Source organism: Streptomyces sp. NPDC053474 (genome assembly GCF_044544845.1).
Taxonomy (GTDB): domain Bacteria; phylum Actinomycetota; class Actinomycetes; order Streptomycetales; family Streptomycetaceae; genus Streptomyces.
Genome location: NZ_JBITXV010000005.1, coordinates 55,599 through 68,281 on the forward strand (window position 1 = coordinate 55,599; position 12,683 = coordinate 68,281).

At 73.6% G+C, this 12,683-nt stretch carries 10 protein-coding genes; 2 read left to right on the forward strand and 8 right to left on the reverse strand.

Going from position 1 to position 12,683, the window contains the following annotated elements; genetic code table 11:
* Positions 1-4 precede the first annotated feature (4 nt).
* The 4 genes from ACIG3E_RS13105 to ACIG3E_RS13120 form a co-directional block, all read right to left on the reverse strand.
* Positions 5-1,492: a protein kinase gene (locus tag ACIG3E_RS13105; RefSeq protein WP_399615786.1), complete on the reverse strand. Its 1,488-nt coding sequence runs from the start codon at positions 1,490-1,492 to the stop codon at positions 5-7.
* Between the two features lie 47 nt (positions 1,493-1,539).
* Positions 1,540-2,043 (reverse strand): hypothetical protein, encoded by a 504-nt coding sequence (locus ACIG3E_RS13110; RefSeq protein WP_399615788.1) that lies wholly within the window; start codon positions 2,041-2,043, stop codon positions 1,540-1,542.
* A gap of 174 nt (positions 2,044-2,217) precedes the next feature.
* On the reverse strand, positions 2,218-4,413 hold the full coding sequence (locus tag ACIG3E_RS13115; RefSeq protein WP_399614976.1) for an N-6 DNA methylase: 2,196 nt from the start codon (positions 4,411-4,413) through the stop codon (positions 2,218-2,220).
* The gene (locus tag ACIG3E_RS13120; RefSeq protein WP_399614979.1) at positions 4,410-4,991 is read right to left on the reverse strand and encodes a hypothetical protein; all 582 of its coding nucleotides are present in this window, start codon (positions 4,989-4,991) and stop codon (positions 4,410-4,412) included. Before ACIG3E_RS13120 ends, ACIG3E_RS13115 begins: the two co-directional genes overlap by 4 nt.
* Positions 4,992-5,156: 165 nt before the next feature.
* Here ACIG3E_RS13120 and ACIG3E_RS13125 point away from each other — a divergent pair, with 165 nt between their 5' ends.
* On the forward strand, positions 5,157-5,972 hold the full coding sequence (locus tag ACIG3E_RS13125) for a hypothetical protein (RefSeq protein ID WP_399614982.1): 816 nt from the start codon (positions 5,157-5,159) through the stop codon (positions 5,970-5,972).
* 61 nt (positions 5,973-6,033) lie between these two features.
* Here ACIG3E_RS13125 and ACIG3E_RS13130 read toward each other — a convergent pair whose 3' ends face one another.
* Together ACIG3E_RS13130 and ACIG3E_RS13135 are read right to left on the reverse strand one after the other, a co-directional pair.
* On the reverse strand, positions 6,034-6,798 hold the full coding sequence (locus ACIG3E_RS13130; RefSeq protein WP_399614984.1) for an N-acetyltransferase: 765 nt from the start codon (positions 6,796-6,798) through the stop codon (positions 6,034-6,036).
* 49 nt (positions 6,799-6,847) lie between these two features.
* Entirely contained in the window at positions 6,848-7,600 is a 753-nt protein-coding gene (locus ACIG3E_RS13135; RefSeq protein WP_399614987.1) for an HNH endonuclease family protein, read from the reverse strand.
* 198 nt (positions 7,601-7,798) lie between these two features.
* On the opposite strand from ACIG3E_RS13135, the gene ACIG3E_RS13140 reads away from it, so the two are divergent.
* The gene (locus tag ACIG3E_RS13140; protein WP_399614990.1) at positions 7,799-8,224 is read left to right on the forward strand and encodes a nuclear transport factor 2 family protein; all 426 of its coding nucleotides are present in this window, start codon (positions 7,799-7,801) and stop codon (positions 8,222-8,224) included.
* Between the two features lie 56 nt (positions 8,225-8,280).
* Here ACIG3E_RS13140 and mfd read toward each other — a convergent pair whose 3' ends face one another.
* A complete protein-coding gene (gene mfd / locus ACIG3E_RS13145; protein ID WP_399614993.1) occupies positions 8,281-11,820 on the reverse strand; it encodes a transcription-repair coupling factor in 3,540 nt (1,179 codons plus the stop codon).
* A gap of 137 nt (positions 11,821-11,957) precedes the next feature.
* Positions 11,958-12,542 carry a phospholipase A2 gene (locus ACIG3E_RS13150; protein ID WP_399614996.1) on the reverse strand — a complete coding sequence of 195 codons (585 nt, stop codon included), beginning with the start codon at positions 12,540-12,542 and terminating at the stop codon, positions 11,958-11,960.
* Positions 12,543-12,683: the final 141 nt, after the last annotated feature.

Below are 12,683 nucleotides of genomic sequence, written 5' to 3' on the forward strand. Positions count from 1 at the left end.
CGCCCTATCCGCGCACTTGCCCCAGCCACTGGAGGGTTCTGCGGATCTCCGCGGGGAAGGGGTGCCCGATGCCGTGGACGCGCTCCGCGTCCAGGACGAGGCGGGCCAGCGTGTCGTGGGCCGCGGAGCGGTCGCCGAGGGCGAGCAGGAGGTGGCCGATGCGGCGGCGGATCTCCAGGGACTGGCGGATGTCGTCGGTCGCGTACTGGTTCTCGTAGTAAGGGAGCAGCGCGCGGTACTCGGCCAGGGCCGCGGCCGGTTCGCCGAGCTGCTCCAGGCACTGGGCCGCCTCGTAGCGGAACTGGAGGGACTGCGGGTCGGCGTGGCCGGACTCGGCGGCGCGCTGGTCGGCGAGGCGGCGCAGCTCGGGCAGGGCCCGGCGGTACTGGCCGTCGTCCATCAGCGTGGCCGCGTACTGCTTGCGCAGGGTGCGGACGACGGGCGAGTGCTCGCCGTGCTGGGCGGCGGCGGCAGGCAGGATCGAGCCGAGCACGTCGACGGCCTGGGTGATGCGGCCCTCGCCGAGCAGCCGCTTGACCTCGTCGACGGCGCGGGCCACGTCCTGGCCGTGGCCGGGCCGGGGCGCCTGGGCCTGCGGCGTGGCGGCGGGGGTCGCGGCCCGGTCGGGCCAGGGCGCGTGCGGGCGCAGGAAGGGGCGGGTCGGGTCGAGCGGGCGGCCGGAGGGCGCGGAGCGCGCGGGCAGCAGCGGCACAAGCTCCTCGTAGACGTCCTGGGCGCTGGCGGGGCGGTGCTGGGGGTCCTTGGCGAGCAGCCGCAGGACCAGGGACTCGACGGGCTCGGGGACCTCGGGGCGCAGCCTGCGCACCGGCAGCGGCGGCTCGTACAGATGCCGGTGCAGCACGCCGAGGGCGGTCGAGCCGGAGAACGGCACGTCGCCGCTGAGGAGTTCGTGCAGCAGCACGCCGAGCGCGTACAGGTCGGTGTACGGGCCGACGGCGCCGCCCATGGCCTGCTCCGGCGCCATGTACGAGGGGCTGCCGATCGGGGAGCCGGTGTGGGTGAGCCGGGTGGTGTCGGTGTCCATGACCGAGGCGATGCCGAGGTCGAGGATGGTGAGCGTGCCGTCCTGGCGGACCATCACGTTCCGCGGCTTGAGGTCGCGGTGCACGATCGGCACGGCGTGCACCGCGGAGAGCACGGCGCACAGCTGGGCGGCGACGGCGACGGCCCACTGCCAGGGGTAGGGCGTGTGCTCGGCGAGGTGGTCGCCGAGGTCGGCGCCGTCGACGTACTGCATGACGAGGTACAGGTCGTCGTCGTCGCTGCCCGCGTCGTGCACGGTGACCAGGCCGGGGTGGTCGACCTGCGCGGTGACGCGGCACTCGCGGATGAAGCGGCGGCGCAGCTCGTCGGCCTCGGCGCCCGCGACCTTGTCCGGGCGCAGGAGTTTGACCGCGACGCGGCGGTCCAGGCGCTGGTCGTACGCCGTCCAGACCTGGCCCATGCCGCCCTGGCCGATGAGGGTGGCCAGTTCGTAGCGCCCGGCGACGACGCGTCGGTCGGTCCCCGCCGCCACGGTCAGCTGCCGCCTTCCTGCTTGCGCAGGTAGTCGCTCAGCTCGTCGAGCTCGGCGCGGACCTGGTCGATGCGGGCGGGCGCCTGGCGGCCCGGCGGGGTGGACGGCGGCGCCGGGGCCGGGGCGGGAACGGGTGTGCTCTGCGTCGGGTAGCCGTACGCGGGCGGGGACTGCTGCGCGGGGTAGGCCGGGAACTGCGTCTGCTGGTACGGGGCCTGGGCGCGGGCGAGCCGCGCGTGGTGGCGGATGTCCATGGTCAGGTAGTAGGCGATCACGGGCACCAGGGTGGCGACGAGGATCGTCATGCCCGTGTTGCCGGGCCCGGTGAACTCCTCGTCGCCCTTGTCGACGCCGATGAGCACGACGGCGAGTACGTCGAGGGCGACGACGGCCACGAAGAGTACCCAGTCGCGGACCGCGCGCGTGACGAGCGCGAGCCGGAGCATCGCGGCCCACGCCAGCAGGCCGCACGTCAGGGCGGCGAGCACGACGAACAGCACGCGCATCGTCACGGGCGACCCCGCGGACGGGCCCGAAGGGGCCGACGGGGGCGGCGGCGCAAAGCCGTGGCCGTGCATGGCTGCTCCTGGATACCTGACGGGACGGACGGGTGAGGATTCGAGCGTATAGGCCGACTCAGCGGAGCCGGATCGGGTTGTACCGAACCGTTGTCGTACTGGTCACGTGGGTGGGTGTCCGTCCGGTTCCCCCGGCGCCGCCGGTTCCCCCGGAGCCACCGAGCCGTCCGTGAGCCCGTCGTACATTCCGCGCACCAGTTGCTCGCCCAGGCGGCCCGCGAGCCGCAGCGCGTCCTCGAAGGCGGCGAGCGCGCGGAACCGCTCGCCGTAGCCGCGCTGGCGCTCCGGCGGGAGGCGGGGCAGCTGGAGGCGGCGCACGTCGAGCCGGGCGGAGGTGGAGGCGTAGCTGCTGGCCTGGCGGGTGTTGGCCGTGCCGCGCAGGAACCCGGCGAGGAACCAGGGGTCGAGCGCCGCCGGGTCGGGGCGGAGCAGGGCGAGGCCGCGGCCGAGGGCGGCGCCCGCGGTGGCCTCGTCGACGACGCGGGCGGCGGCGGTGCCGGAGACGGGCACGACGACGTCGCCGGGCTCGGTGAGCACGGGCCGCTCCGCCTGCGCGGGCAGGGCGGTGTCGTCGTGGGGCGCGGCCGGGACGGCGGGTGGCGCGCCGGTGAGCACGTCGTGGTCGGTGAGGACGGGCACGCCGGGGGCGCAGAGGCCGCCGCCGGTGCGGATCACCAGGTGGCCCGCGCGGGCCAGTTCGCCGACGGTGGTCAGCGGCCAGCGGGCCGTGTCGGGGGTGGCGGGCGCGGCCCGCGGCGGGGTGAGTTCGGCGGTCAGGCGCAGGGTCTCGCCGAGCCGGTCGCGGACCGCGCGCAGCTCCTTCGCGCCGCCGCCCGCGGCCCGGGGCGGCAGGCGGCGCGCGGGCGCCAGGTCGACCTCGTCGTCGAGGAGGTCGACCACGGGCACGGAAACGGCGAAGCCGGGGAGCTCGGCGAGGGTGCCGTGCCGCTCGAAGCGGCGGTAGGCGTCGAGCACGGCGTCCTGCACCGGCGGCCAGGCACGCGGGTCGCGCCCGTCGGTGTGGCGGGACTCGGGGTGCCGGGGGTCGGGGCTGCCGTCGGCGGCGGCCGTGGCCCCGGCCGCCTCGACGAGGAGGGCCTCGGGGGCGGCGGGCACGCCGGGGCCCGGCCTGCGCAGGACCCAGACGTGCAGCGGCAGGTTGTACGGGGGCGCCGCGCCCGGCGGCAGCGCGATCACGGCGCGCAGGGCGCCGCGGCGCAGCAGGTCGGCGCGGATGCGGCGCCCCGAGCGGCGGGACGCGGCGGCGGGCGGCATCAGCAGGACGGCGGTGCCGCCGTCGCGCAGCCGGGCGAGGGCGTGCTGCACCCAGGCGAGTTCGGACTCGGTGCGCGCGGGCAGGCCGTACTCCCAGCGGGCGTCGTAGGACAGCTCGTCGTGGCCCCAGTTGCGGTCGTTGAACGGCGGGTGGCACAGGACGGCGTCGACGGCGACGTCCGGGTGGGCGTCGGCGCGCAGGGTGTCGGCGGCGGCGGTGCGCACGGTGGCCGGGGCGTCGGAGCCGAGGGCCAGGCGCAGCGCGGTGAGCGCGGCGAGGTCGGCGGCGCTGTCCTGGCCGTAGAGCTGCAGGCCGGGGGCGCCGACGGCGGCCCGGAGGAGGGCGCCGGTGCCGCAGGCCGGGTCGAGCACGCTGCGGGCGGGCCCGGCGAGCTCGGCCATGAGCTCGGCGGGGCCCTGGGGGGTGAGCGTGTACTGCCGGGGGTTGGCGTCGAGGTGGCGGCCGAGCAGGAACTCGTACGCCGTGTGCGCGCCGAGTTCGGCGGCGAGTTCGGCGGCGGAGCGCAGCAGCGGCACGGACGGCAGGAGGTCGGGCGTCGCGGGGACGGGCACGGCGCGGGTGCGCCGCGGCTTGCCGAACCTCGGCGTGAGCACGGCGTCCAGGGCGTCCGGGAGCTGCCGCGCCAGGTGCGCGTCGGACACCGCGCTCAAGCGCAGCCAGTCGGTGTGCCGGTCGTGCACGAGGAGCAGGCCGCAGCCCGCGTGCAGCAGGGCGGTGACGGGGCCCGCGGGGTGTCCCGCGAGCTGCTGCCAGACCCGTTCGCGCAGCGGTACTTCGGAGAGCTTGCCCTGGCCGCGCAGCCACCGCTCGACCTCGGCGAGCGCGAAGGAGGGGCTGGTGTCGGTGCCGCCGACGGGCCTGGGGAAGTCGGCGTGGCGGCGGCGCCAGTTGCTGACGGCGGCGCGGCCGACCCCGGCGAGCCGGGCAATCCCGGCAGCGGTCACCTCGGCGCCGCCCGCCCCGACGGCCCCGCCTTCGCCGTACGCCACGTCGCCCGTCACGCCGCGCACCGCGCCACGTCACGCGTGGCGTCGCCCGTCACTTCGCGCGTGGCGCTGTACGTCACGTCGTGCGCAACGCCGTGCACCGCGTCACGCACAACGTCGCGCGTCGCGTCACGCGTCACGTCGTGCACAGCGTCCCGCGCCACGTCGTACGTCGCGTCGCGCGCCACGTCACGCGCCCCGTCGTACCTCGCGCCGCGCGTCACGTCGTACACCGCGCCGCGCGCCGCGTCACGCTCCACGCCGTGCACCGCGTCCCGCGCCACGTCCCCCGTGCGCGTCACGTCGTGCACCGCGTCCCGCGTCACGTCGTACACCGCGTCCCCCGTGCGCGTCACGTCGCTCGTCACGTCGTGCACCGCGTCACGCGCCACGCCGTACGTCGGGTCGCGCTTCACGTCACGCGTCACGCCGTGCGCCACGTCGTACGTCGGGTCGCGCGTCACGTCACGCACCGCGTCGCGCGCCACGCCGTGCACCGCGCCGCGCGTCGCCTCCCGCGCCACGTCGCGCGTCGCGTCACGCGACGCGCCCCCCGTGCTGCCGCCCGGCCGCGTCGGCCCGCTGGTCCCCACTGGCCCGCCCCTCGTCCCATCGATCCCGCGTGCGGTGCGCGCCGGTCATCGCCCACCGCGTGTGACGCCGAGCCTACCCAGGAGAGTTGGGCGAACCCCTTTCACGGCCGTTAACCACCCATGGACCGTGAACGGTGTTGACTCGGTTCACAAGCATCTGGTCTGATGTCCGAGCTGAACACGAACTCCCTGGGGGGACTCTCCATGCACGCCTACTCGCGCCGCACCGCCTTCGCCGCGCTCTGCCTCGCCACCGCCGCGACCGTCACGCTCACGGCCTGCGGGGGCGACAAGTCCGACGACACCAAGAAGTCGGCGGCCACGAAGAAGAAGGACCCGTTCGCGGACCTCTCGGGGCCCCAGATCGTCGGCAAGGCCATGAAGGCGACGTCCGGCGCGTCCTCGGTCCGGATGAAGGGGTCCATGTCGGAGGGCGGCGGCCCGGGCTCCATCGACCTCGCGCTCGACACCAAGGGGAGCTGCGTCGGCACCATCGGCACCGGCGGCGAAGGCTCGGTCGACCTGATCGGCACGGGCAAGACGGTGTACATGCGCAACGACGCCGCGTTCCTGCGCTCCGAGATGAAGGGCGAGCCGAAGGCCGACATCCAGGCGTCGATCGACATGATGGCGGACCGCTGGGTGAAGACCACGACGACGAAGTCCGACGAGAAGGACTTCGACCAGTTCTGCGATCTGAAGACGGTCCTCGCCGACTTCAAGGACACCGAGTCGGCGGCGCGCAAGGGCAAGGCCACCACGGTCGACGGCATCCCCGCGATCACCCTGCACGAGAGCGACGGCGAGAGCCGGGCGACGCTCTACGTGGCCACCGAGGGCAAGCCGTACCTCCTGAAGGCGGTCAACGACCCCGGCAAGGGCAAGAAGCGGGACACGATCGTCTTCACCGACTTCGACAAGCCCGTGAAGGCGACCCCGCCCAAGGGCGACGTGCTCGACCTCGACAAGCTGGACGGCTGACGCCCGCCGGGCCCGCCCCGCTCACCCCACCGGGCGCCCGCCGGGCCGTGCGGCACCCCTGTCACAGGGCGTGCCGCACCCACACGTTCGGCTCGACGTAGACCGCGCAGTCGCGCTCCGGCGTGCAGCGCACCGGCACGAGCGCGCCCGGCACCTCGACGAGGCGCTCCCCGCCGGATCGATCGAACGGCAGCCCCGTCCACTCCCGCCACTGCGCGAGGGAACCCGACACCGTCATCGACACCGGCGCCACCTTCGCGACGACGCCGCCCACGCGCACGTGGACGCGCAGCCACGGGTCGTACGGCAGGCCGTCGTCGCGGGTGCGCCGCGCGTACTCCGCCATCGACGTCGCGGGCTCCCGGTGCTTGGCGTTGGGCCGCACCGGCGCGACGACCTCCGTGAAGCCGTGGGCGCGCGCGTTCTCCCGCATCGCGGCCAGCATCCGGCCGGAGAGGCCGAGCCCTTGGCGCGCGGGGTCGACGGCGACCTCGATCGCGCTGACCGTGTCCGTCTCGTCGCCGTACCGCCGATCGGCGAACGCCCAGACCAGGACCTGGTCCCAGCCCCCGTCCGGCAGCTCGCCGCGGTCACCGCCCCGCTCCTTGGAGCGCAGCGCGAACGGCACGCTGAACGCCCGCGCCACCACCCGCTCCTGACCGTCCGTGGCCAGCAGGACGTACTCCGGGAACTCGTCGGGGATCCGGCTCATGTGCGACCGGGCGACCAGGTCGTGGCCCACGAACTCGGCCCAGGAGTCGTCCATGGCCCACATCGGCTCGGCGAGATGGGGGCGCTCGGCGAGGGTGGTAATCGTCAAGTCCACGCACAGCACGCTAGCGGCGCGGCCCCGGCCCGCCCACCGAATTTGTGCGTCACCGCGCCCGGAAGCGCTCCGGGGCCCGGGTCGGGGTGCCGCCGCCGGGCAGCTTCTGATGCGGGCAGCCCGACAGGACCTTGCGCATCGCGTCGCGCTCGGCGCCCGTCACCGACAGCTCGTACTTCTTCTTCACGGCCACCTGCCGGGCCACGTACGTGCACCGGAAGCCCTTGTCCGGCGGCAGCCACGTCGCGGTGTCGCCGTCGCCCTTGCCGCGGTTGGGGCCCGCGTCGACGGCGAGCAGGTTCAGGGGGTCGTTGGCCAGCGCGATGCGCTTGCTCGCGTCCCAGCGCCACGCGCCCTTCTGCCAGGCGTCGGAGAGCGCCACGACGTGGTCGATGTCGACGCGGCTGCGGCCGCGCGTGAACGTCACGTCCTTGCCGGTGTACGGGTCGGGCGCGAGCTTCCCCGCAGTGACCACGCAGCCGCCGCCCCGGAACTTCACGTCCTTCAGGTCCCGCTTGAGTATGTCGTCGCGGGTGCCGCAGCCGTTGGAGTCGGTGTCGGCCCAGGCGCTGCCGAAGCGCGCGCGCTCGTAACCGGTCTTGGGGGCGCGGCCCTTGACGGTCAGTGAGTCCACGGCGGCCAGCGCGGAGCCCGCGCGCCCGCCGGGCGCGCCGCCCTTCCCCGCCCCGTCCTTCTCGTCCTTGTCGCAGGCGGCCAGGCCGCCGAGGGCGACCACCAGTACGACGGCGTGAGCGGCCGCGCGCCGCCCCGTGACTCCGAACCTCACGAATTTCCCTCCCATGGAACGGTCCCCACCGTACTTGCATTGCCGGGTTGGGCCGTCGGCAACCTGCGGGTTTGTGGTGGCTGGGCGCGCCCGCGGCGGAGCCGCACATCGGCACAGCCCCGCGCCCCTTCGGCGCGCTACCTGTGAGGTAATCGCGCGCCGTCGCGCGCCCTGGCAGCCTCAAGGGACGGTCACATCAACGAGGGAGAGCCCATGGTCACCGAAGCCCGTACGGTCGAGGACGCCACCCGCGCCACCGTCGACGCCTTCTTCGCCGCGCGCCTCGCGAACGACACCGCGCGCCTCACCGAGATCTTCGCCGACGACGTCGACTGGCTGCTCGCCGAGAACCCGGCCGTGCCGTGGATACGCCCGCGCTCCACCGGCGCCGAATGCGCCGCCCAGGGAGCGGACCTTGCGCGCCACACGGTCGCCGAGGACGCGCGGGCCAGCGTCGACACCTACCTGGTGAGCGGGCAGGACGCCGTGATCATGGGCCATCTGTCGGGCACCGTACGCGCCACCGGGAAGTCCTTCGAGGGCCCGTTCGCCCTGCGCCTGACCGTCGAGGACGGCCGGATCACCCGGCACCACCTGTACGAGAACAGCCTCTCCATCGCGGCGGCGTGCACGCCCTGAGCCCTGAGCCCTGGGCTCTGAGCCCTGAGCCCGCCCCGGGCGCGCACGCCGTCCGGCTACGACCCGAGGACCGAGGCCAGGAACTCCCCCACCCAGCCGAGCAGTTCCCGCCCGACCAGCGGCTTGCCGCCGACCTTCGCGGTCTTCGGCCGGGGCACGAGCACCTGGTGCGCGGCCCCCTTGATGACCGAGCCGGGGTAGAGCCGCTTCAGGCGCAGCTCCTGGGACTCCCTCAGCTCCACCGGGGCGAAGCGGATGTTCGTGCCCTGGAGCACGATCTCGCCCACCCCGCAGGCGCGGGCCAGCATCCGCAGGCCCGCCACGAGCAGCAGGTTCTCCACCGGCTCCGGCAGCTTGCCGTAGCGGTCGGTGAGCTCCTCGCGGACCGCCTTGACGTCGTCCTCGGAGTTGGCGGAGGCGATCGCACGGTAGGCCTGGAGGCGGAGCCGCTCGCCGGGCGCGTAGTCGTGCGGGACGTGCGCGTCGACCGGCAGCTCGATCTTCACCTCAAGCGGCGGCTCCTCCTCGACGCCGCCGCCCTCGAGCGACTTGCGGTAGTCCGCGACGGCCTCGCCGACCATGCGGACGTACAGGTCGAAGCCGACGCCCGCGATGTGCCCGGACTGCTCGCCGCCGAGCAGATTGCCCGCGCCGCGGATCTCCAGGTCCTTCATCGCCACGTACATGCCCGCGCCCATCTCGGTGTGCTGGGCGATCGTCGCGAGCCGTTCGTGCGCGGTCTCCGTGAGCGGCTTCTCCGGCGGGTACAGGAAGTACGCGTAGCCGCGCTCGCGGCCGCGGCCGACGCGGCCGCGCAGCTGGTGCAGCTGGCTCAGGCCGAAGTTGTCGCCGCGCTCCACGATCAGGGTGTTGGCGTTGGAGATGTCGATGCCGGACTCGACGATCGTCGTGGACACGAGTACGTCGAATTTCTTCTCCCAGAAGTCCACCACGACCTGCTCCAGGGCCTGCTCGGACATCTGGCCGTGGGCGGTGGCGATCCGCGCCTCCGGCACGATCTCGCGCAGCCGGGCGGCGGCTCGGTCGATGGACTCCACCCGGTTGTGGATGTAGAAGACCTGGCCCTCGCGCAGCAGCTCACGGCGGACGGCCGCGCCGATCTGCTTCTCCTCGTACGGACCCACGAAGGTGAGCACCGGGTGGCGCTCCTCCGGCGGCGTCGTGATCGTCGACATCTCGCGGATGCCGGTGACGGCCATCTCCAGCGTACGGGGAATGGGGGTGGCCGACATCGTCAGGACGTCCACGTTGGCGCGCAGCTTCTTCAGCTGCTCCTTGTGCTCGACGCCGAAGCGCTGCTCCTCGTCGACGATGACCAGGCCCAGGTCCTTGAACTTCGTCTCGGAGGAGAAGAGGCGGTGCGTGCCGATGACGATGTCGACCGAGCCCTCGCGCAGCCCCTCCAGGGTCGCCTTCGACTCGGTGTCGGTCTGGAAGCGGCTGAGCGCCCGTACGTTCACGGGGAACTGGCCGTAGCGCTCCGTGAACGTGCCGAAGTGCTGCTGCACCAGGAGCGTCGTCGGGACCAGCACGGCGACCTGCTTGCCGTCCTGGACGGCCTTGAACGCGGCGCGCACCGCGATCTCCGTCTTGCCGTAGCCGACGTCGCCGCAGATCAGCCGGTCCATCGGGACCGACTTCTCCATGTCCTCCTTGACCTCGGCGATCGTCGTGAGCTGGTCGGGCGTCTCCGCGTACGGGAACGCGTCCTCCAGCTCGCGCTGCCAGGGCGTGTCGGGGCCGAAGGTGTGGCCGGGGGCCGCCATCCGCGCCGAGTACAGCTTGATCAGGTCCGCGGCGATCTCCTTGACCGCCTTCTTGGCGCGGGCCTTGGTCTTGGTCCAGTCGGCGCCGCCGAGCCGGTGCAGCGTGGGGGCCTCGCCGCCCACGTACTTGGTGATCTGCTCCAGCTGGTCGGTGGGGATGTACAGGCGGTCGCCGGGCTGGCCGCGCTTGGCGGGCGCGTACTCGACGACCAGGTATTCGCGCGTCGCGCCCTGAACCGTCCGCTGCACCATCTCGATGTAGCGGCCCACGCCGTGCTGCTCGTGCACGATGTAGTCGCCCGGCTCCAGGGTGAGCGGATCGATGGTCTTGCGGCGGCGGGCGGGCATGCGCTGCCCGTCCTTGCCCGCGGCCTTCTGGCCGGTGAGGTCGGTCTCCGTCAGGACGGCGAGCCGCAGCCGCTGGTCGACGAAGCCGTAGTCGATGGAGCCGCAGGCCACGTGCACCACGGACGGGGCGATCTCGGTGAGGTCCGCGTCCAGGCGGGCCGCGATGCCCTCGCCGCCGAGCACCTCGACGGTGCGGGCGGCCGGGCCGTGGCCCTCCGTGACGTACACCGTCCGCCAGCCGTCGGCCAGCCAGCCCTTGGTGTCGGCCAGCGCCTTCGCCGTGTCCCCGCGGTAGGTGTCCGGGGCGTGCATGCCGAGCGTGAGCGTGTCGTCGTCCGCGTCGAGATCGGCCGCGAACGGGCTCACCGACCACCACATCATGCCGAGCTCCCGGGCCCGGTCGCGGACGTCCGCGAGGCCCCACAGCGAGGCCGCGCCCACGTCGATGGGGGCCTCCCCGCCGCCCGCGGTCGCCGCCCAGCTCGCCTGGAGGAACTCCTGGCTCGTCGCCACCAGGTCGGCGGCCCGGGTGCGCACCCGCTCCGGGTCGCACACCACGGCCATCGCGCCCTCGGGCAGCACGTCGAGCAGCAGCTCCATGTCGTCCACGAGCACCGGGGCGAGGGACTCCATGCCCTCGACGGCGATGCCCTCGGCGATCTTGCCGAGCAGTTCGCCCAGCTCGGGGTGGGCCTCGGCGAGCTGCCGGGCGCGGGCGCGCACGTCGTCGGTGAGCAGCAGCTCCCGGCACGGCGGCGCCCACAGGCCGTGCTCGGCCACCTCAAGGGACCGCTGGTCGGCGACCTTGAAGTAGCGGATCTCCTCCACGTCGTCGCCCCAGAACTCCACCCGCAGGGGGTGCTCCTCGGTGGGCGGGAAGACGTCGAGGATGCCGCCGCGCACGGCGAACTCGCCGCGCTTCTCCACCAGCTCCACGCGGGAGTACGCGGCGGCGCCGAGCGCGTCGACCACGTCGTTGAGGTCGGCCGCCTGCCCGGTGCGCAGGGCCACGGGCTCCAGGTCGCCCAACCCCTTGACCTGGGGCTGGAGCACGGAGCGCACGGGCGCCACGATCACGCTCACGGGGCCCGTCTCGGGGTCGGCGCCGTCGGTGTTCGGGTGCGCGAGGCGGCGCAGGACGGCCAGGCGGCGGCCCACGGTGTCGCTGCGCGGGCTCAGCCGCTCGTGCGGCAGCGTCTCCCACGAGGGGTACTCGGCCACGCCTTCCGGCGGCAGGATCGTGCGCAGCGCCGCGGCCAGGTCCTCGGCCTCGCGGCCGGTGGCCGTCACGGCGAGCACGGTCCGCCGTGTCTCGCGCGCGAGGGCGGCCACGGCGAAGGGCCGGGCGGCCGGGGGGCCGACGAGGTCGATGTGGTGCCGGTTGCCGTCCGTGGCGGCCTTCACCGCTTCGGTGAGGGCCGCGTCCTTGACGACGGCGTCCAGCAGTCCGTGCAGGGTCATGAAGGGGCATCCCGTCCGGGGGCGTGGACAACGCGAACCACCCGACACGTCTCACGGGCCGGGGGGCCTCCAGCGTACGACGCCCGGCCGGAGCCCACGCCCCGGCAAGCCCCGGGGCGTGGTGCTCGGGCGGTGCTCTAGAGGTGCCCGGCGGTGCGGACGGCGTTGTAGTACGTCTTCGCCGTCTTGTTGCAGGCCGCCTTCATCTTCTTGCGCAGGGCGGGCGTGAGCGGGTCGGCCCAGAACTTCCTGCCGCACTGCTTCTGCATGTCCTGCAGGAATACGTCGTCAATGCGCTTCCGGTGGTACTTCTTGAAATTGTACTCACCGGCGTACTTCTTGTAGTTCCGGTAACCGAAGTCATGCCGGTAGCAAGAGAAGGTGAAATCGTAACCACCGGGCTGCTTCTCGGTCGCGGGACCCGAGCAGTAGTCAGTGTCCCAATTGAACCGGAAATAGTTCGAACCCTGCCGGTAGAGGCCCAGGTACTTGAACCACTCGTCACGCGAGGCATCGCCCTTGACCGTCAGGGCCTTGAGCTTCTTCAGCCGGTAGGCGGCGCCGACCGTGGGCAGCACCGGCCCGGAGGCGTCCGCCTTCGCGGCACCCTGAACCACGGCGGGAGCCGTCGGCTCCGCGTCCGCGGCGGCGGGCAGTGCCGAGGTGGCGACGACCGCACCGGCCAGCAGGGCACCTCCGAGAGAGATACACGCTTTATTCACTTTTCTCCATTCCCCGTTGTTCCCCGTTTACGCCGATGCCCGCCGCCCGGGCAGTTCCGGGTGGCGTGCTCGGCCGGGAGTAAATTAGCCCATCGCCCGGCGCCCGGAAAGGGGAGATCCAAAGAGAGCGCATACCGTGGC